We start from the raw sequence: 19,779 nt of genomic DNA on the forward strand, positions 1-19,779 counted from the left end.
TAGTGAATAGTGAATAGTGAATAGTGAATAGTGAATAGTGAATAGTGAATAGTGAATAGTGAATAGTGAATAGTGAAGCAGGGTCTCTTTGTGGCCTGTGGTCAAGCACGATTTTGACTATTCACCATTCACTATTCACCACTTCACCATTCACCGCTTGATACACCTCATCACGACCCCCGCAGCGATGTCGCCGGACGGTCTGTCGACGGCCATGCGTCTGGCCACCTCGGCAAAACCGTCCTTCTGCCATGCGCGATAGGGGGTGTCGGAAAACAACGCCTCCAACTGCCGCGCCAGGTAGTGCGGTCGCACATATTCGTTGTAGCTTTCCGGCACGATCGGGCGGTCGGCGATGAGATTGGGCAAGGAGGCGCTCCATACGGTGATCAGGCGTTGGGCCATCCGCATGACCGGATCGAGCCGGTAGCAGGAGATCATCGGCACACCCGACAGCGCCAGTTCCAGCGACACCGTTCCCGATGCGATCAGCGCTGCATCGGCCTTGCCGAAGGCCTGCCATTTGCGCTCGGGATCAAGGATGATCTCCGGCTTCTCGTCCCAGCTTGCCACCGAAGCCCTGATCAGGTCGGCGACATGCGGCACCGTCGGCAACAGCAGGCGCAAGCGGTGTCCGCGCGCACGCAGGATCGAGATCGTCTTGCCGAACGGGCCGGCCAGCCGTCGCACCTCGCCGCGACGCGAGCCGGGCAGCACAAGCAGTGTCTTCACACGATCGTCGGACAGGTCGCGCGGCAGGCTTTGCGCCTTGGCGGCGCCGAGCACGCCTGGTTCGTGGGTAAGGCGATGGCCGACATAGGTGCCGGTCGGACCGCCGAGGCGGGCGAGTTCCCTCACTTCGAAAGGCAGTATGCAGAGGATGTGGTCGACATACGGTTTCATCGCCACCGCCCTGCCCGGCCGCCATGCCCAGACGCTCGGGCAGACATAGTGGACGATCGGGATTGCCGGATCGGCGGCACGCACCTTTTTCGCCACGCGCAGCGAAAAATCCGGGCTGTCGATGGTGATGAGGCAGTCGGGCTTTTCATTGGCGACCGCACCGGCCGTCTGGCTGATCCGTCGTATCAGGCGCGGCAGATCGCGCAGGATGGCGCTCAATCCCATCAGCGCGATCTCGCCGCCGTCGAACAGCGGCGTGAGGCCGAGCGCCTGCAAATGCCGGCCGCCGATGCCGACGAGCCGGACCTCGCGGCCGGTCACGCGCTTGAGCGCCTCTACGATGTCGGCGCCAAGCAGATCGCCGGATTCCTCGCCGGCGACGATGGCGATCTTCAGCGGTCGCTCAGTCGCCATGCACCGGCTCCGCAGCAGGCAGGCCGATCACGAACAGGCCGAGCGCGTTGGCGCGAGCGACGACTGTCGGGCCTTCAAGAACCAGCGAGCGGCCGGCTTCGACGGCAATGCCGGCAAGTCCGGCGGCATGCGCCGCCTCGATCGTCTGCGGGCCGATGGAGGGCAGATCGGCGCGCAACTCCTGGCCAGGCTTGGCGCATTTGACCAGGACGCCGCGCGTTCTGCCGGCCAGCCTGCCATGGCCGCGCAACTGCCGTGTTCGATCGAGCAATCCGTCGGTGCCCTCGATGCCTTCCAGCGCGATGGCGCGGCCGCCGATCGCAACAGCCGCCTGGCCGATATCCAGCGCGCCGATGGCCATTGCAGCTGCGTGGGCCGCTTTGATGTCGCGCCAGTCGGATTTCCGCGGCGCTGCCTTGGTCAGCGCGCCTTCGGCGGCGACCAGTTCCGGCACGATCTCATGGGCGCCGACCACCTTGATGCCGCTGCGCTCGACCCTTCGCACGAACAGTTTCAGCACGGTGTCGTCGCCTTGGGTTACGCCGACAAGAAGGCTGGGTACCCAGGCGAGCAGGCCGAGATTGAGGCGCATGGCGCTCAGCCTGGGGCGCCGTGTGATATGGCCCGCTGTCACCAGATGGGTAACATGACTATTTTTGAGCGTCGGCAGCAGAGAGCCGACATCCTCCAGCCTCAACGTCGCCTGCTCATAGGCGTCGAAGTCGGCTATGCGGTCGACCTCGCCCGCCACTATTACCACGAAGGGAGACTTGCCTTGCACAGCAAGCGCCCTGGCGACTTCGACCGGTAAACTGCCGCCGCCGGCAATGATGCCGACTTTGGCGTCTGGCGCGAGATCAAGGCCCGTCCGGGTGCCCTCAATCTTCGTCATCGGCATCGTCGCCGCCGCCGGCCTTGAGCGACGGGACGGCATAGTGCCGCTTACCGCGACTGGCGATGAAATCGATGATCTTCATGGCGGTCGGTGACGAGGCGAATTCCGCCTTGGCGAACTCGATGTTTTCGCCGACGGTTCGGGAGCGATCGAAGATCGTCTTGTAGGCCTTGCGCAGCGTGTGGATCTCGGAGCGCGGCAGGCCGGCGCGCTTCAGGCCGATGATGTTGAGGCCGCGAAGGCTGGCGCGATTGCCGACGGCGATGGCGTAGGGAATGACATCGCCGACGAATGCCGAGCAACCGCCGAGAAAGGCGTTGTCGCCGACGCGGACAAACTGATGAACGGCGCTGAGACCACCGATATAGACGTTGTCGCCGATCTCGCAATGGCCGCCCAACGTCGCCTGATTGGCGAAGGTGGCGTTCTTGCCGACGATGCAATCATGGGCGATGTGGGCGTAGGCAAGGAAGTTGCCGTTGTCACCGATCGTCGTCTCGCCGCGGCTGGAATCGGTGCCGACGTGCATGGTCACGCCTTCGCGGATCGTGCAGTTCTCACCGACGACCAGCGTGGTGCGGCCGCCCTTGTGCTTGTTGTTCTGCGGCGGCGCGCCCAGTGTCGCCATCGGATACACCTTGGTCGACGCACCGATGGTGGTCGCGCCCATCACCGAAATGTGGCTGACCAGTTCGACGCGGTCGCCGAGCACCGCGTCGGCGCTGATGTGGCAGAATGGCCCGATGCGGACGCCTTCGCCGATTTTTGCGCCGGCCTCGATGACCGACGATGGATGGATGACTGTCTGGATTTTCATAAGCATTCGATCGTCAGTCGCTCGCGACCATCATCGCCGAGATCTCGGCTTCCGCGGCCTTGACGCCGTCGACGAGAGCCTCGCAGGCGAATTTGAGAAGGTTGCCGCGTTTCTTGATTTTCTTCACATGGATCTTCAACTGGTCGCCGGGAACGACCGGTTTACGGAATTTGGCGTTGTCGATGGTCAGGAAATAGACCAGCGACGGTTTTTCGGTGCCTAGGCTGCGGATGCAGATGGCGCCGGCCGTCTGCGCCATCGCCTCGACGATCAACACGCCGGGCATGACCGGCTGATCCGGGAAATGACCTTGGAAATGCGGCTCGTTTATGGTCACGTTCTTGATGCCGGTGGCGGACTCGTCGCCATCGATATCGATGATGCGGTCGATCATCAGGAACGGATAGCGATGCGGCAGGAGCTTCATCAGCCCCAATATGTCCACCGCCTCGAGCGTTGTCGCCGCAACCATCTCAGCTCTTCCCTCCGTCGCCCGATTTGCGCGCCCTGGCCAGTCTTCGCAGAGCCGCGATCTCCCGCATGGCTTCCGCCATCGGCTGCGCCGGGTACCCTCCCCAAATCTCGCCTGCGGGGACGTTGCTCATGAACCCGCTTCTTGCAGCAAGCTTGGCCCCTGTCCCTACCGTCAGGTGATCCGCAAGACCGACACCGCCACCCATGGTGACGTTGTCGCCCACCGTTACGGAACCGGAAATACCCGAAAGGCCGGCGATTATGCAATTGCGGCCGATGCGGACGTTATGAGCGATCTGGACCAGATTGTCGATCTTGGTGCCTTGACCGATAATCGTGTCGGACATGGCGCCGCGATCGACGGTGGTATTGGAGCCGATCTCGACGTCGTCCTGGATGACGACCCGGCCGATTTGCGGCACACGCTCCGGACCCTTGGCGCCGGCCACGAAGCCAAAACCGTCCTGGCCGATGCGGGCGCCGCCATGAATGATGACGCGGTTGCCGATCAGCGCGTACTGGATGCTGGCGCCTGGGCCGACATAGCCGTCGCGGCCGAACTGGCAGGAGGGACCGATAACGGCATGAGGAGCAATGACGGTTCCGCTGCCGATAGAAGCGCGAGGGCCGATGATCGCGCCGGCCTCGACGATCGCGCCGACCTCGACGCGCGCCGATGGATCGATATGGGCATGCGGCGAGATACCGGTTTCGCCGGTCATCGGCGCCGGTGTCGCAGCCGCCGGGAAAAGCAGGCGGCCGACCATCGCGAAAGCCTGTTGCGGGCGCGGATGGATCAGAACCGCGATACCCGCCGGCGCTTTGCCGGCAAATTCGGCGGGGCATAGAACCGCCGCTGCTCGCAGCGATTGCATCAGCGCGAAGTTGCGTCTGCCATCGACAAAGACAAGCGCGTGCTCGCCGCCTTCGCTTGCCGGCGCCAAGGCTTCGATCGATCTGTCGGAGAGGTCGGAATCGACAAGCACCGAGCCGGTCAGATTCGCGACTTCGCCAGCCGTATACCGGCGTGATGGCGCGAAGAACACCGGATCGGTCATTCCAGAAGCTATATCCAGTTAGCGCATGACCCCGAAAATCGGAATCGATTTTCGGAAAGGATAATGCGCAAAATCAAAGTCCTGCAGCGTCCTATGCGCGTCCAGGAGGATGCGCGGCGCCGTAGTGTCGAATTACTCTCTTCCGGACCGCTAAGGCCCGGAAGTATCGTTGCCCGCCGATCAGAAGCGGGACGATATGCCGAAGTTGAATTCCTGCACGTCGTCGGTGTCCTCCTCGAGGACCGGGATCGCATAGTCGATGCGGATCGGACCAAAGGGCGACGCCCACATCAGGCCGACGCCGACAGAGGCACGCCACTGCATGTCGACCGTCGACTGATCGACCAGTGAAGCATCGATCTTGCTGCCATAGAGCGTCGCCGCGTCGGCGAACACCGCGCCGCGCAGGCCGAAGCTTTCTGGAATGACCGGCATTGGGAACTGGGCTTCCGCCGAAGCATTGAAATAGGTGGTGCCACCAAGATGGTCGTTGGCGTCTTCATTGTCGACCGGGCCGATACCGCCGTAAGCGAAGCCACGGATCATGCGGTCGTTGCTCTGGAAATGATCGAAGATGCGCAGGTCGCCATCGCCGCCGTAGCCTTGGATATGGCCAGCCCCGCCGGAAATCACCGCCACCAGATCAAGCTGCTCGGACAATGTCTGGTAGACGCTGCCACGCGTTGTCACCTTGACGAATTTGGCGTCGCCACCGAGGCCGGCGAATTCCGTGGTGACATTGGCGAAGATGCCTTCATGCGGGTTCTTCATGTCGTCGATGGTGTTGTAAACCAGGCCGAGACTGACCGACGACTTCAGCCACGGGCTTTCCGCGATGCCGTCCAGGATAGCCGTAGAAATGTTGCATTTGAGGGGGTCGTAGTCGCCGTTGGTCTCGCAGTCTTCGTCGAGCTCGTACTTCTCCTGGGAGATATTGTACGCCAGCTGCGTCGAGATGTCGTCGGTGATCGGCAGGCCGAAGCGCACTGTCGCGCCTAGCGTCTCGCTCTTGTAGTCGTCGCGTTCCCTGGTCCGGTTGAAGACATCGAAACCGGCGGCAATGCGCCGCCCGAGGAAATAGGGCTCGGTGAAGGAGAAGCTGTAGTCGCGCGAATTCTTGCCGCCGCCCGCCGAGAGCTTGATGAACTGGCCGCGTCCGAGGAAGTTGCGTTCGCTGATCGATCCTTCGACGGTCGGGCCTTCGGTGTCGCCACCGCTCGAATAGCCGGCGCCGACGGAGAACTCGCCGGTCGACTTCTCGACCACGTCGACCACCAGCACCACCTGGTCCGGCTCAGAACCGGGCACGGTCGAAACCTCGACTTTCTCAAAAAAATCGAGTGCTTCCAGCCGTCTCTTCGCGCGCTGAATGAGAACCTGGTTGAAGGCATCGCCCTCACTCACGTCGAATTCTCGGCGAATGACATAGTCGCGTGTCCGGTCGTTGCCGCGAATCTCGATGCGCTCGACATAGGCCTTGGTGCCCTGGTCGATCGTATAGACCACTGAAATGGTGTGGTTCTCGAAATTGCGGTCGCCGCGCGGCGTCACCTGGGCGAAGGGATAGCCGGAACCGGCGACCCTCTCGGTCAATGCGATGATGGTGTCTTCCACGTTCTCGGCGTTGTAGACATCGCCCTTGTGGGTTTCGACCACCGACTGCAGCGATGCGCCGTCGACCTCGGGAATCGTGCTCTCGACGCTGATGTCGCCGAAGGTGTAGCGCTCGCCCTCCTGCACGGTGATGGTCACCGTGTATTTGTTGGTGGTTTCGTCGAGCTCGCCGACCGCGGAAATCACCTGGAAGTCGGCATAGCCGTGATTGTAATAAAAACGGCGCAGCAACTCCTGGTCGGCGTTGAGCTTGTCTTCGTCATAGACGTCGTCGCGCAGCACGAACGAAAGGATGGTCGAGCGCTTGGTCGAAATGACATCGGACAGGCGACGGCTCGAATAGGCGCTGTTGCCGACGAAATTGATCGCGGCGATCTGTGTGCGGCCGCCTTCGTTGATGTTGAACACCACGTTCACGCGGTTGTCGCCAAGATCCATGATCTGGGTGGTCACGGCGGCGTCGTCGCGGCCGATACGCCTGTAGGCGGCCTTGACCGCCTCGACATCGGCATCGAGCGCCTGCTGCGAGAACGTTCCACGCGGCTTCAACTGGACCGCGGCCGCCAGCGCGTTGTCCTTGAGCTTCTTGTTGCCCTGGAACAGCACCTGGTTCACGACCTGATATTCGGAAACCTTGATGACCAGCGTCGAACCGACCTGGTTGATCTGAACGTCCGAGAACAGCCCGGTGCCGAACAGCGCCTTGACCGCCTCGTCGATATCGGCGCTGGAAAACGGCCTGCCGGGCTTGATCGTGACGTAGTTGCGGATCGTCTCGGCGTCGACACGCTGATTGCCGCTGACTTCAACTCTTGAAACAACAGCGGCCTCGGCCGCCGATGTGGCAACGAACTGCACTGCGAGCGCACCTGGTACGACCAGGGCGGCGGACAGGGCCACCGCGGACGCGGCGCTCAGAAACTTGGATGCTGCCTTCATCGGGCTTTTGTACCTTTTCTCGAAGTCCCCACGGCGAGAAAACCGGACGTGCGGTAATTTCCCCTACCGTATTAACCGGATTTTCCCTACACGCAAGGCTCCTGGTTAATTTGTATTTACTTAACCCAATTGCGTGGCTTTCGCGTCACGCATATCCCCACGCATGGTAAACGGCGTCTCAACATTGGCTGTGCTGAAGCCAAATTTCTTCATGATTTCAGCATCCAAACAGGTCGTTCCAGAAAACAAACCCCATGAAGCCCAAGACGAGAAGCAGGCCAGCCCTGTAGCCCAACTCCATCATCCGTTCCGACACCGGTCGCCGAATGACGGCCTCCACGCCGTAGAACAGGAGATGGCCTCCGTCGAGCGGAGGAATCGGCAAAAGGTTCAGAATACCGATCCCGACCGACAGCAGCGCGACAAGTTGCACAAGCCAGTCGAAGCCGAGTTTTGCTGCCTGCCCCGACATCTTTGCGATCTTGATTGGGCCGCCCAGCTGGCATTTGTCTTCGCGACCGACAACGAAACGCTGCAGGAACTGACCGGTGCGCTGAATGATGTATCCGGTCTCCTCGACCGCCGCCCCTACCGCTCCGACCGGGCTGTAAGTGATCAGCCTGGGCTGGCCGAATTCCTGGTTGTTGACGACGCCGATCACCGCCACCTTGACCTTGTTGCCCAGCCCGTCTTGCTGCTCCATCAATTCCGGCGTCGCCGTAACGGTGATCTCCTTGCCGTCGCGCAGCATGACGAAGGTGATGGGGTCGCCACCGCGGCCCGAGACCCGGCGCTGGACGTCGGCGAAGGTCTGGACCTTGCTGCCGTCGACGCTGACGAAGCGGTCTCCGGGCAGGATGCCGGCCCTGGCCGCTGGGCTGCCCGCGGTGACTTCAGCCACCATTGGCTCCAGCACGGGCCGGCCATAGGCGGAAAACAGCACCGCGAAGACGGCGATCGTCAGCAGAAAATTGAACAGCGGGCCAGCCACCACAGTTGCCGCGCGCTTCCAGACCGGCTGCGTGTGAAAAGCGATCTTGCGTTCGGCAGCCGTCAGCGTTTCGATCTCCTCCGAACTGGGCTGGCTCGAGGTGGCGTTCATGTCGCCGACGAATTTGACGTAGCCGCCGAGTGGAATGGCGCAGAGCTTCCAGCGCGTGCCATGGCTGTCATTAAAGCCGAAGAGTTCCGGGCCGAAGCCGATCGAAAAGACCTTCACGCCGATGCCGCACCAGCGGCCGACGAGATAATGGCCCATCTCGTGAACGAACACGACGACGGTCAGCACGAACAGGAAAGGCACCAGCGTGCCGAGGACAAAGCCCTCCGTGCTGAAAACCGCGTGAAGAATCTCGTTCAATTCATGTCCTCAAAATTCGTCCGCAGCACGGTGGTACCGCGACTGTGGCATCAATCCAGGCGAATCCATGGCGCATCCTGCGCAGGTCAAGAAACCAGGCCCCCGAATCAATGCCGATAAAGAGCCAATGCCGATCAAGCTGGAAACAGCCCCTGTGCCGGATGGTCGGCGGTCGCCGAAATCCAGCCGATGACGTACAGGGCGAAAGCCGCCGCGACAAGCCCGTCGACCCGGTCCATGACGCCGCCATGGCCCGGTATCAGCGTGCCCGAATCCTTGCGGTTGTGGCGCCGCTTCACCCATGATTCGAAAAGGTCGCCGGCCTGGGAGACGAGCGAAAGCACCAGCGCGACGACGCCGAGCACTGCGAGATTGCCGGCTCCGGCCGCAGCGGCCAGAAGCAGCCCGGCAACCACGCCGCCGACGGCGCCGCCGAGCGCACCGCTCTGCGTCTTGCCGGGTGAGATCGACGGCGCCAGCTTCGGCCCGCCGACAGCGCGGCCGACGAAATAAGCTGCTATGTCGGTCGCCCAAACCACCGCGAACAGGAAGAGAATGGCGACGAGGCCGGAATGGTCGCCGTCGCGCAAAAGAGCAAGTGACAGTCCGGAAATGGCGGCATAGGCAAGGCCGGACGCGTCCCACTGTCCCGTTTGACGCATCGAAGTCTGGTGCATCGAAGCCACGACCACGGTGACAACGACCATCACCGCCACAAGAAGCAGCAGCCAGGACGCCGGCAGGCCGGCGACCAAGGCGCCGACGAAAACCAGAAGCAACGCTTCCGGCAGAAGACCAAGACCCGTGGCGGCGACCGGGCGGCACATTCGCGTCCATTCGTAGAAGATCAGAATCGTCATGGCGGCGCAAAGCAGCCGGAAGGGCAGTCCGCCGAGCCAGGTCAGGCCGAGCGTGACGACCGCAAGCACGACGGCAGAAATAACGCGAAGCTGGAGGTTGCTCATCCCTTGGCTGTCACGGCGACGCCTTCAGCGCCAAGCCCGCCGAAACGGCGCTCGCGACCGGCAAAGTCGCGCAATGCGTCAGCCAGATGCTCGCGGCTGAAATCGGGCCAGTAGCAAGGCAGGAAGACAAGTTCGCTGTAAGCCGCTTGCCACAGAAGGAAATTCGACAGCCTGAGCTCACCGCTGGTGCGGATGACCAGTTCCGGATCCGGAATACCCCGGGTGTCGAGAGAGCCGGCAAAGGATTCGGCCGTAATCGCCTCGCTGTCGAGCTCGCCGCGCGCCACCGCCGAGGCAAGCTTGCGCGCGGTGCGCACGATCTCGTCGCGTCCGCCATAGTTGAAAGCGATGACCAGGGTCAGCGCTTCGTTGCGGACGGTCAGCGTTTCGGCCTCTTCAAGCAGGCTCCTGATGTCAGGCTGCAGCCCTGCCCTGTCGCCGATGATCCTGACCCGCACGCCATTTTGGTGCAGTTCGGCGAGGTCGCGGCGGATGAAGATTTTCAACAGGCCCATCAGGTCGCTGACTTCGGACTTCGGCCGCGACCAGTTTTCCGACGAGAAGGCGTAGACGGTGAGGAACGAGATGCCAAGGCCAGGAGCGGCGCGCACCGTGTTGCGCAGCGCCTCGACGCCGGCACGATGCCCAGCAAGCCGTGGCAAGCCACGCGCCTTGGCCCAGCGTCCGTTTCCGTCCATGATGATTGCGACATGCGCGGGGCTTGTCATGTTCTCGCTTTCGAGCCAGCAGTGGCCAGACCCTAAACCTGCATGATTTCAGCTTCCTTATCGGAAAGCAGATGGTCGATGGTGCCGATCATCTCGTCGGTGAGCTTCTGGACCTGGTCGGACCGCTTGCGATGATCGTCCTCGCTGATATCGCCGTCCTTTTCCGCCTTTTTGAGGAATTCCATGCCGTCCCGGCGCACGTGGCGCACGGCGATGCGCGCATTCTCGGCATAACCATGCGAGATCTTGACCAGCTCCTTGCGGCGCTGTTCGTTGAGCTCGGGCAGCGGAATCCTGAGATTGGTGCCGTCGACGATCGGATTGAAGCCGAGATTGGATTCACGGATGGCGCGATCGACCGCACCGACCATCGACTTGTCCCAGACCGAAACCGAAATCATGCGCGGCTCCGGCACCGACACGTTTGCCACCTGGTTGATCGGCATGGTGGTGCCGTAGGCCTGCACCTGGATCGCGTCGAGCAGGTTGCTCGACGCGCGGCCGGTCCGCAGCGAAGCCAGATCGTGCTTGAACGCAGCGATCGCCCCGTCCATGCGCCGTTTGAGATCATCGTATTCGCCACTCATCATCGTCTCCTCGACCCGTTAGCCGGGTTCACTTCAGGGTAACCCGTATTTCAAGCCTCGATCCGAAAACCGGTTCCCGTTTTTCGCCTACGGAAAACCTCGGTTCGGCATCGGGCTCCCGATCAGTCGTCCGTGACGACCGTGCAACGTCCGCCGCCCCTCAGAATATCACCGAAACCACCCTTCTCGTGGATCGAATAGACGATTATCGGGATGTTGTTTTCGCGCGCAAGTGCAATCGCGGCCGTATCCATGATCGAAAGACCGCGTTTTATGACTTCGCCATGGCTGATGCGCTCGAAGCGGGTCGCATGCGGGTCCTTCTTGGGATCGGCGGAATAGACGCCATCGACCTGGGTGCCCTTGAACAGCGCGTCGGCGCCGATTTCCGCCGCGCGCAGCGCCGCGGCCGAATCGGTGGTGAAGAACGGATTGCCGGTGCCGCCGGCAAAGATGACGACCTTGCCCTGGTTCATGTAGGCGGTCGCCTGGCGCTGCGAAAAGCTCTCGCAAAGCTCAGGCATGGCGATTGCAGACAGCACCACAGCGTCGACGCCGATTTTGTTCAGCGAGGTGCGCAGCGCCAGCGAGTTGATGACGGTGGCGAGCATGCCCATATGGTCGCCGGTGACGCGATCGCCGCCCTTGGAGGCAACGGCGACGCCGCGAAAGATGTTGCCGCCGCCAATGACGACCCCAACCTCGATGCCCAGGGTACGGGCCTCGGCGATGTCGGCGGCGATGCGATCGACCACCGACACGTCGATGCCGAAATGCTGCTCACCCATCAGCGCTTCGCCCGACGCTTTCAGCAAGACACGTCGGTAGAGGGGCTTCACCGTCATCTGGTCCTCATCATTATGCGTGTGACGCGCCGGGGCGGCTTCCCGCGCAGGCGCTGCCCCGAAACATTTGGCGTTCCGATACACGAAGGGCGCTGCGATGTCACGCGGCGCCGGAACCGGCAAACGCTCTTCCAGCCATTGGCTTACACCGGCAAATGCCACTTGTGCGTGTAGATCCTTGCATGAGCAGATCCGGGCATGAGCAGATAGCCAGCCGGCCTGTCGCCGACGCCTGGCCTTCATCGATACCGCGCAAGAAATCGGCCGGGCATCCTCGCGGACACCCAGCCGTAAAGTCTTTCAGAAAGATAGAGTGCGTTTTACTTCTTGACCGCCGCCGCGACTTCCGCCGCAAAATCGGTCTCGTCCTTCTCGATGCCCTCGCCGAGCGCGAAGCGCAGATAGGCAGTGATCTTGGCCGGTGCGCCGATTTCCTTCTCGGCATCCTGCAGCGCCTTCTCGACGGTGATGTCGGGATTGAGCACGAAAGCCTGCTTGAGCAGCACGACCTCTTCGTAGAACTTGCGCAGGCGGCCCTCGACCATCTTCTCGATAATCGCTTCCGGCTTGCCGGACTGGCGCGCCTGGTCGGCGAAGATCGCCTTCTCGCGCTCGACCGCCGCCGGGTCGAGTTCTTCCGCGGTCAGCGCCATCGGGTTGGTGGCGGCGACATGCATGGCGACCTGACGCGCAAAGGCGTTGGCGACCTGCGCGTTGCCTGACGTCTCGATGGCGACCAGCACGCCGAGCTTGCCAAGGCCGTCGGCAACCGCATTGTGGACGTAGGTTGCGACGGCGCCCTGCTCGACGGTGAGCTTGGCCGAACGGCGGAAGCCAAGATTCTCGCCAATGGTGCCGACAGCGTCCTTGATGGTGTCGGCAACCGACTTGTCGGAACCCGGATACGGGGCTGCTGCGACGGCCTCGGTCTTGCCGCCATAGGCGAGCGCCACCTTGGCGACGTTGGCGACGATCTCCTGGAAGGCAGCGTTGCGGGCAACGAAGTCGGTCTCGGAATTGACCTCGACGACCGCCGCCTCACGCACGCCGGAATCGACGCCGATGAGGCCTTCGGCCGCGGTACGGCCGGCCTTCTTGTCGGCCTTGGAGATGCCCTTCTTGCGCAGCCAGTCGACGGCCTCTTCCATGTTGCCGTTGGTCTCGTTCAACGCCATCTTGCAGTCCATCATGCCCGCGCCGGTCAAGTCGCGGAGTTCTTTGACCTGTGCAGCCGAAATGCTCATTGTCGCCTCTTCGTTTAAAATGCACCGACGCACCACCGGTCCTCGATGATGCGCCTGGCGCCAGCGCTCAGCGCGCCAAAATATGAGAAAGATGAAGGCCGAAACCGGCCTTCGCTGTTACGCTTCCGGTGTCTGGGCGGCCGGTGTCTCGGCGGCCGGCGTCGGCTCGAGTGCCGGCTCGATCGGAGCCTCGGCCAAAGCGCCGACGTCGACACCAAGCGCGCCCTGCTGGCGAGCAATGCCGTCGATTGCAGCCTTGGCGATCAGATCACAATAGAGCTGGATGGCGCGGGCCGCGTCGTCATTGCCCGGAATCGGGAAATCGATCTTGTCCGGGTCGCAGTTGGAATCGATGATGGCGACGACCGGGATGCCGAGACGCTTGGCCTCGAGGATGGCGATCGCTTCCTTGTTGGTGTCGATCACGAACATCAGGTCTGGCGTCGAGCCCATGTCCTTGATGCCGCCCAGCGCCTTGTCGAGCTTCTCGCGCTCGCGGTCGAGGTTGAGGCGCTCCTTCTTGGTGAGCCCCTGGGCCTCGCCAGCCAGCATCTCGTCAAGCTTGCGCAGGCGCTGGATGGAGTTCGAGATCGTCTTCCAGTTGGTCATCATGCCGCCGAGCCAGCGGGAGTTGACATAGTACTGGGCCGAGCGCTGTGCGGCGTCGGCGACGATGTCGGACGCCTGGCGCTTGGTGCCGACGAACAGCACGCGGCCACCCTTGGCGACGGTGTCGGAAACCTGCTTCAGCGCCTGGTGCAGCAGCGGCACCGTCTGCGAGAGGTCGATGATGTGGATGTTGTTGCGGGCGCCATAGATATAGGGCGCCATCTTCGGGTTCCAGCGGTGGGTCTGGTGGCCGAAGTGAATGCCAGCTTCCAAAAGCTGGCGCATGCTGAAATCAGGCAGAGCCATTCTTATGTCCTTTTCCGGTTAGCCTCCACGGACACAGGCATTTCTGGACTTTGTCCTCGAACGCCACCGGAGGTTTCAGCCGGATTTCTCCCGGGCAGACACCAAAGTCCGTGTGTGGAATGAGCGCGCATATAGAGGGGATGCGCGGCAAACGCAAGCGCTGCGGTGTCTTGCCGCTCAGCGTGCGGCGATCAGCGCACCGGTGCCGATCATGGCGCCGCCGGCAAACCTGTTCATCAAGCGCATCCGCCTTGGCGTTTTGAACCAGCCCGAAGCCTGCCCGGCAAGCACCGCATAGACGCCCATAGTGATAATGTTGACGCCGATCACGACCGTAACCACGAGCAGCCCCTCAGCGAAGTTCATTGCATTGAGATCGAGGATCAATGGCATGATGGAGGCGTGGAACAGGATCGCCTTGGGATTGCCCAATGCGATGGAGATGCCGAGGTAAAACGATCGAGACAGTCTTGCCTGCGTAACCTCCAGTCCATTCGATCGCGCGGAAGCCGATCTCCACATCCTGACGCCAAGAAACATCAGATAGGCTGCACCCGCATATTTCAGGATGAGAAAAACCCATTCGAAGGTCTGTGCCAGTGCCACCAGACCGAGCAGCGCCAAAGTCACCAGCACCGCGTCGCCGGCGGCGATACCGAGGCCAACCAGGAACGCGCGAACGAACCCGCGCGAAACGCCGTTGGCAATGACCGTGAATACCGCCGGGCCAGGCGTGGCGGCGGCAAATGTGATCGCAGCGCAGTAAGCCAGAAATGCCGTCAACGTCATGGTCGTATCTTCCCCTTCGGCACCCGGACCCGCCGGAAAACAGCAACGATCTCCTCGCGGCTGCATTCGACGGCGCCTAGCCGCACCGCGCGGTCGCGCTCGAAGCCGGTTATGTCGTAATGCGGCGCCGATGTCTTCGGCGGCCCCTGATAGGACGAGCGCTTGACGCCGAGCTGTGCCGCAAAACGATGCAGCTCATCGGTGTCGTCGGCCAGCAGGTGACACCAGCGGTGGCCGACCCATTTCCAGATCGCCGCGTCGACATAGACCGCCATGAGGCTTGCCGCACTCCTTCATCTTGCGCCGACCAGCGGAGCCGCAGCTCACCCGCAGCCGAAATCCAACGTCAGCGATGCCAATGCTAGAGATGCCAATCCTAGCGATGATAGAAGGGATTCGGATAGAAAATGAAGCTGCCGGCGGCTTCGAGTTCGGCCACGGTCGTGGTGATGGTCTCCTGCATGCGCCGGTGCAGTTCGGCGAGGGCATCGTCGATAGAGCCCGGAAAGGCGTGCAATCCCAACGGCTCCGGCACCCGGATATGCGCGCAGCGCGGCCCGGCCGGTTGCGGTACGAAGCAATTGACCGTGTCGCGCAGCGTGCCCTTGCAATAATCGTTGCGGATACGCTTCAGATGCTCTGCGATCTCCTCTTGCGCAATGCGCGGATTGGCTGAGGCCCACGGTCCGACGCGTTGGAGACGCTGGATCGTGTCCGCCAGCGAGCGGATCTGTTTTTGTCGCTCGGCGTCGCCGGTGCCTTCCCGCAGCCAGCGGCGCGCCCGGCGCAAAAGCTCGGCGATCTCGCTGGCGCCGGGATCGACCGAAATACCCTCCCCCAGGCGCCGGCTCAATTCGCGCAGCAATTGCTTGTGCCGCGTAGCATACGTAGCCCGTTCGTCGGGCGCCATGCCGCAGGCAATCTCATCGCGCGACAGCAGCGTCGCATAGATATGGTGGACGCGCTCCGGCAGCGTATCGACGGCACGACGCTCAATCTTCAGGCTCTTCTCGACATAGGCGCATTCCTGCGCCAGCGCCGGCTCGACATTTTTGGTGAAGGCGAGCTTCCAGACAACCGGCGCGATCCAGACTTTGAAATCCTGATCCGTGACGCGACCGCGCTTGAGCGCTTCGAACCCCATCTCGACAGCCCCCGGAAGAAGCGGAGCGACGACATTGCCATGCCAGCCGACGCCGCCTTCGGGATGCAAGAGAACGCCATGCCCTTTCAGCGCCCAGGCGATCGAGTGTTCCTTGGCAGCGCCGCTGTTGCCGGGTATCTGGGCGATCAGATTGTTGGCCAGCCAGAATTTCTGCATGATCCGGCCGAGGCCGTTGACGACGCCATGCGTGGCCCAGGATGCCGCGAGCGGACTGACCCTCGAGACGATCTCCTTGTCGATCATCCAGTCGGTGAAGAATTCCGGATGGTTGGGCGTGATGAACGTTGCCTTGCCTGCGCCGCAACAGGCCTTCAGCCGCTGCCGGTCGTCGTCGGGAAAGTCGATATGGCGGACATTGGCGACACCGCGCAATCCGGCCACGCGGTTGAACGGCAACAGGTCGCGAAACCCGGGAATGCCACGCAGCATGACGACCCGGTTGACGCCAGTCATGATCCTGATCAGCGCCGGATTGGGCGTCGGCGCCACGAACACATCGATTTTGCTCAACCCACCCCCCGATCGATCCCTCGGCGTAGAGGTTGAAATGCAATTGCGGCGTGTTCAAGTCATTCGCCGCCGCCTTGCGGGCGTGGCTAACCCAGGGCTCTATTTCGGCGGACAGGGTTTCGTCTGATCGAACAGCGAAAGATTGACCAGCTTGCCGGTCATCGAGAAGTCGTTGTAGTCCATGAGCAGGTCGCGCGTGATGCCGTTCTCATGCAGCTTGAAGCTGATCCGGTATTCCGGCACCTCCTCGCCTGACTTGTCGGTGCTGTCGAAATAGGCGATGTCGACTGGCCAGTATTTGTCGGTGGCGAGTTTTGCCAGTGCCGGCACTTCCGGATCGGTCTTGTCGGCATCGGCTTTCTTGCCGACGACGACGGTGGTGGTCATCACCTTGTTGGCATCTTCCGAACCGTCGAACAGGTTGGTTTCGTAGAAATTTTCGCCCTTTTCGGCCTTGTCAATCAGTTCGGCCAGATGCTGCGTCGGAAACTGTGTGGCCGGCAGTTCGACGCTGCTCTTCTCCGGCTTGTCGATGTCGACCTTGAGGCCGTTTGTCTCCTTCGTCGCGGTGCCCTTGACCTCCTTGTCGAGAGTCTGGTCGACAAAGGATTTTGTCACGAACGAGAAGGTCTTGCCTTCGGCGTCCTCGAAAGTGGTCGTCTGCTGGTCGGTCAGCCTTGTATTCTCGTTGGTGACGATCTGGGTGACGAAACGGAACTTCACCGTATAACCTTCGCAAGGCGAGCCGTTGAACTCATAGACCATGCGGCCGGAAATGCCGGTGATGCCGGAGCGGTCGGAGGCCTTGTCCAGGGTCAGATCGTAAACCGCGCGATGCGCCTGCAGCGCCGGTACGGCAAAAGCCGGCGCCATCGAGAACACCGCTGGCAGCAGGACAGCGTGGAATGCGAGGCGTGTTGCGCGCATGAGGGGCTCCGATCATCGCGCCTGATGGCAGGCCGCAGGGAAAGAGGGTCCAGCTTAAAAAAAGTCGTGGCGGAAGCGAGGCAAAAATTGCAATTTCGGCCCGGCCTGCGCAGCGTCATCAAGCAATAGGGAAATACCATGAGTGAAACAATCGAAAAGCGGCTAAGCGATCTCGGCGTGACGCTTCCGGTCGCTGCCGCGCCCGCCGCCAACTACGTGCCCTATTGCAGATCAGGCAATCTGCTGTTCATCGCCGGACAACTGCCGCTCAAGCAGGGCAAGCTGCAGGCGAGTGGCCTGCTCGGCCGTGACGTCGACATCGCAATCGGCCAGGAAGCGGCAAAATACTGCGCGATCAACATATTGGCGCAGGCCAAGGCAGCACTTGGCGATCTCGAGAAAATCCGCCGCGTGGTGAAGATCACCGTCTTCGTCGCCTCGGCGCCGGATTTTTTCGAGCAGCACCTGGTTGCCAACGGCGCCTCGGATCTACTGGTTGCAGTGCTCGGCGATCCCGGCAAGCATGCTCGCGCCGCCGTCGGTGCCGCCTCCCTGCCGCTTAATGCCGCAGTGGAAATCGAAGCCATCTTCGAAGTCGAATGAGCCCGGCATGACCGACCTTTCCTGGCTGACCGCCCGACCCATTGCCCATCGCGGCCTCCACGACATGAACAAGACGCGCTGGGAGAACACGCTTTCCGCCTTTGCCGCTGCGGCTGAACGCGGCTATGCGATCGAATGCGATGTGCATCTGTCGTCAGACCGCATCCCGGTGATCATCCACGATGGCGATCTGAAGCGGCTGACCGGCCAGGACGGTTTCGTCTGGCAGCGCACGGCAGCAGAAATGACGGCCCTCAAGATCGGCGGCACATCAGATCGTCTGCCGACGCTGCAGCAGGCCCTCGACCTGGTCGATGGCCGCGTGCCGGTGATCGTCGAACTGAAAGGGGTTCCCGGCCGTGACGAAGGCTTGGTGGAAAGCGTCGGCAAGATGCTCAAGAACTACAGGGGCAAGGCGGCGATCATGTCGTTCGACCACTGGCTGATCCGCGACTTCCCAAAACACGCGCCCGGCATTCCGGGCGGGCTGACCGCTTATGGCAACGAAGTCAAGCTGATCGAGGCGCATTTCGCCATGCTGGCGCACGATATCGCCTTCGCCTCCTACGCCGCCGGCGACCTGCCGAACCAGTTTGTCAGTTTCGTGCGCGAAAGGCTCAAAATGCCGGTCATCACCTGGACCGTGCTCGACCAACCGGCGGTCGACCTGACCTTCAGATATGCCGACCAGATGACGTTCGAAGGATTTGAGCCGGATCTTGTGCAGGTCGCTTGAACTGAGCTTGCATGGACCGGCACGGAGCTTAAATAGGCCTCATGGATCAAGGCGATGAAGGCGACGGGCAAACGGCGAATGGAGCGTATGCGATCCGGGTTGCCTCCGGCATCGGAGCCTTCACCTGCGCCGAATGGGATGGCCTCGGCGGGACCTCACGCGGCGATACAGAAAACGGATACAACCCACTCGTTTCATTCGCTTTTCTGAGCGCTCTTGAGGATTCCGGCTGCGCCGTGCGGCGCACCGGCTGGCAGGGCCATCATCTCAGGCTCGAGACAGCGCAGGGAAAGCTGCTCGGTGCCATTCCCTGCTACCTGAAATCGCACAGCCAGGGCGAATATGTATTCGATCACGGCTGGTCGGACGCGTTCGAGCGCGCCGGGGGGCGTTACTATCCAAAACTGCAATGCGCCGTGCCGTTCACGCCGGTCACCGGCCCTCGCCTGCTGGTCAACAAGGGCGAGGACAGTCGTGCCGTGAAGGCCGGCCTGGTGGCCGGCCTGAAGGCGGTGACGGAAAAACTCGGCGTATCCTCCGCACATGTGACCTTCGCGCAGCCGAGAGATGTCGAGGCGCTGGAAGCGGCGGGTTTTTTGCACCGCACCGACCAGCAGTTCCACTTCTTCAATGAGGGTTATTCGACCTACGACGATTTTCTCGCCACTCTGGCGTCGCGCAAGCGCAAGGCGATGAGGAAGGAGCGGCGCGAGGCGCTCGCTCACGGCATCTCGATCGACTGGCTGACCGGCAAGGACCTGACCGAAAGGGTCTGGGACGACTTCTTTGCCTTCTACATGGATACCGGCAGCAGGAAATGGGGGCGGCCATATCTCAGCCGCGCGTTTTTCTCGATGATCGGCGAGCGCATGGCCGACGACATCCTGCTGGTGATGGCCAGGCGCAATGGACGCTACATTGCCGGTGCCATCAATTTCATCGGTTCCGATGCGCTCTACGGGCGCAACTGGGGCTGCATCGAGGACCACCCCTTCCTGCATTTCGAGGTCTGCTATCACCAGGCGATCGACTTCGCCATCGACCGTAAGCTGAAGGTGGTCGAAGCCGGCGCACAAGGCGAGCACAAGCTGGCGCGCGGCTACAGGCCGGTGACCACGCATTCGGCGCATTACATTGCGCATCCCGGCTTGCGTAACGCGGTCGCCGACTATCTCAGGCGCGAGCGCCGCGAAGTGGAGCGGATGGCCGGCTATCTCGAAGAGCACACCCCGTTCCGCAAGGATCTGGCGGACGATTAGAGCGACGTGCGTCCAATTGGACGCACAAAGTA

At 62.0% G+C, this 19,779-nt stretch carries 20 protein-coding genes; 3 read left to right on the top strand and 17 right to left on the bottom strand.

All coding sequences use genetic code 11. From position 1 onward, the window contains the following. Nucleotides 1-150 precede the first annotated feature (150 nt). The 17 genes from lpxB to AC0L2B_RS20290 all read right to left on the bottom strand — a co-directional run bounded on the left by lpxB (nucleotide 151) and on the right by AC0L2B_RS20290 (nucleotide 17,149). A complete protein-coding gene (lpxB, locus tag AC0L2B_RS20210) occupies nucleotides 151-1,317 on the bottom strand; it encodes a lipid-A-disaccharide synthase (protein ID WP_473746589.1) in 1,167 nt (388 codons plus the stop codon). Then, nucleotides 1,307-2,209 carry an LpxI family protein gene (locus AC0L2B_RS20215; RefSeq protein ID WP_473746590.1) on the bottom strand — a complete coding sequence of 301 codons (903 nt, stop codon included), beginning with the start codon at nucleotides 2,207-2,209 and terminating at the stop codon, nucleotides 1,307-1,309. The genes lpxB and AC0L2B_RS20215 overlap by 11 nt, the downstream gene beginning before the upstream one ends. Beyond that, nucleotides 2,196-3,029 carry an acyl-ACP--UDP-N-acetylglucosamine O-acyltransferase gene (lpxA, locus tag AC0L2B_RS20220; RefSeq protein ID WP_236391804.1) on the bottom strand — a complete coding sequence of 278 codons (834 nt, stop codon included), beginning with the start codon at nucleotides 3,027-3,029 and terminating at the stop codon, nucleotides 2,196-2,198. The genes AC0L2B_RS20215 and lpxA overlap by 14 nt, the downstream gene beginning before the upstream one ends. Before the next feature lie 13 nt (nucleotides 3,030-3,042). Continuing rightward, the gene (gene fabZ / locus AC0L2B_RS20225; protein WP_023801228.1) at nucleotides 3,043-3,501 is read right to left on the bottom strand and encodes a 3-hydroxyacyl-ACP dehydratase FabZ; all 459 of its coding nucleotides are present in this window, start codon (nucleotides 3,499-3,501) and stop codon (nucleotides 3,043-3,045) included. 1 nt (nucleotide 3,502) lies between these two features. Further along, complete coding sequence (gene lpxD, locus AC0L2B_RS20230) at nucleotides 3,503-4,561, bottom strand: UDP-3-O-(3-hydroxymyristoyl)glucosamine N-acyltransferase (protein WP_287222067.1); 1,059 nt, start codon at nucleotides 4,559-4,561, stop codon at nucleotides 3,503-3,505. Nucleotides 4,562-4,741: 180 nt separating this feature from the next. Then, on the bottom strand, nucleotides 4,742-7,114 hold the full coding sequence (gene bamA / locus AC0L2B_RS20235) for an outer membrane protein assembly factor BamA (RefSeq protein WP_473746591.1): 2,373 nt from the start codon (nucleotides 7,112-7,114) through the stop codon (nucleotides 4,742-4,744). 217 nt (nucleotides 7,115-7,331) lie between these two features. Beyond that, the gene (rseP, locus tag AC0L2B_RS20240) at nucleotides 7,332-8,474 is read right to left on the bottom strand and encodes an RIP metalloprotease RseP (protein ID WP_473516748.1); all 1,143 of its coding nucleotides are present in this window, start codon (nucleotides 8,472-8,474) and stop codon (nucleotides 7,332-7,334) included. 134 nt (nucleotides 8,475-8,608) lie between these two features. After that, nucleotides 8,609-9,439, bottom strand: a complete 831-nt coding sequence (locus tag AC0L2B_RS20245; protein ID WP_473746592.1) for a phosphatidate cytidylyltransferase — start codon at nucleotides 9,437-9,439, stop codon at nucleotides 8,609-8,611. Then, the gene (locus tag AC0L2B_RS20250; protein WP_473508465.1) at nucleotides 9,436-10,167 is read right to left on the bottom strand and encodes an isoprenyl transferase; all 732 of its coding nucleotides are present in this window, start codon (nucleotides 10,165-10,167) and stop codon (nucleotides 9,436-9,438) included. Before AC0L2B_RS20250 ends, AC0L2B_RS20245 begins: the two co-directional genes overlap by 4 nt. A gap of 32 nt (nucleotides 10,168-10,199) precedes the next feature. Then, entirely contained in the window at nucleotides 10,200-10,754 is a 555-nt protein-coding gene (gene frr / locus AC0L2B_RS20255; protein WP_077384157.1) for a ribosome recycling factor, read from the bottom strand. A gap of 122 nt (nucleotides 10,755-10,876) precedes the next feature. After that, nucleotides 10,877-11,599 carry a UMP kinase gene (pyrH, locus tag AC0L2B_RS20260; RefSeq protein WP_023801221.1) on the bottom strand — a complete coding sequence of 241 codons (723 nt, stop codon included), beginning with the start codon at nucleotides 11,597-11,599 and terminating at the stop codon, nucleotides 10,877-10,879. A 320-nt stretch (nucleotides 11,600-11,919) separates the two neighbouring features. Continuing rightward, nucleotides 11,920-12,843 (bottom strand): translation elongation factor Ts, encoded by a 924-nt coding sequence (gene tsf / locus AC0L2B_RS20265; protein ID WP_473746593.1) that lies wholly within the window; start codon nucleotides 12,841-12,843, stop codon nucleotides 11,920-11,922. Nucleotides 12,844-12,960: 117 nt separating this feature from the next. Next, nucleotides 12,961-13,758 carry a 30S ribosomal protein S2 gene (gene rpsB / locus AC0L2B_RS20270; protein WP_027151898.1) on the bottom strand — a complete coding sequence of 266 codons (798 nt, stop codon included), beginning with the start codon at nucleotides 13,756-13,758 and terminating at the stop codon, nucleotides 12,961-12,963. A gap of 177 nt (nucleotides 13,759-13,935) precedes the next feature. Next, on the bottom strand, nucleotides 13,936-14,547 hold the full coding sequence (locus tag AC0L2B_RS20275) for a LysE family translocator (protein WP_473746594.1): 612 nt from the start codon (nucleotides 14,545-14,547) through the stop codon (nucleotides 13,936-13,938). Continuing rightward, nucleotides 14,544-14,822 (bottom strand): DUF4031 domain-containing protein, encoded by a 279-nt coding sequence (locus tag AC0L2B_RS20280; RefSeq protein WP_027151900.1) that lies wholly within the window; start codon nucleotides 14,820-14,822, stop codon nucleotides 14,544-14,546. The genes AC0L2B_RS20275 and AC0L2B_RS20280 overlap by 4 nt, the downstream gene beginning before the upstream one ends. 101 nt (nucleotides 14,823-14,923) lie before the next feature. Next, a complete protein-coding gene (locus AC0L2B_RS20285) occupies nucleotides 14,924-16,222 on the bottom strand; it encodes a hypothetical protein (RefSeq protein ID WP_473746595.1) in 1,299 nt (432 codons plus the stop codon). 99 nt (nucleotides 16,223-16,321) lie between these two features. Further along, complete coding sequence (locus AC0L2B_RS20290) at nucleotides 16,322-17,149, bottom strand: cell envelope integrity EipB family protein (protein ID WP_023801218.1); 828 nt, start codon at nucleotides 17,147-17,149, stop codon at nucleotides 16,322-16,324. A 138-nt stretch (nucleotides 17,150-17,287) separates the two neighbouring features. Between AC0L2B_RS20290 and AC0L2B_RS20295 the strand changes: the two genes are divergently transcribed. From AC0L2B_RS20295 to AC0L2B_RS20305, 3 genes are read left to right on the top strand one after another with little or no spacing between them, the layout of a single operon-like run. Beyond that, nucleotides 17,288-17,752, top strand: a complete 465-nt coding sequence (locus AC0L2B_RS20295; RefSeq protein WP_287051899.1) for a RidA family protein — start codon at nucleotides 17,288-17,290, stop codon at nucleotides 17,750-17,752. A 7-nt stretch (nucleotides 17,753-17,759) separates the two neighbouring features. Further along, nucleotides 17,760-18,488: a glycerophosphodiester phosphodiesterase gene (locus tag AC0L2B_RS20300; protein WP_473746596.1), complete on the top strand. Its 729-nt coding sequence runs from the start codon at nucleotides 17,760-17,762 to the stop codon at nucleotides 18,486-18,488. A gap of 41 nt (nucleotides 18,489-18,529) precedes the next feature. After that, a complete protein-coding gene (locus AC0L2B_RS20305; protein ID WP_473746597.1) occupies nucleotides 18,530-19,747 on the top strand; it encodes a GNAT family N-acetyltransferase in 1,218 nt (405 codons plus the stop codon). Nucleotides 19,748-19,779 lie beyond the last annotated feature (32 nt).

It is taken from the genome of Mesorhizobium sp. WSM4815 (genome assembly GCF_055811575.1).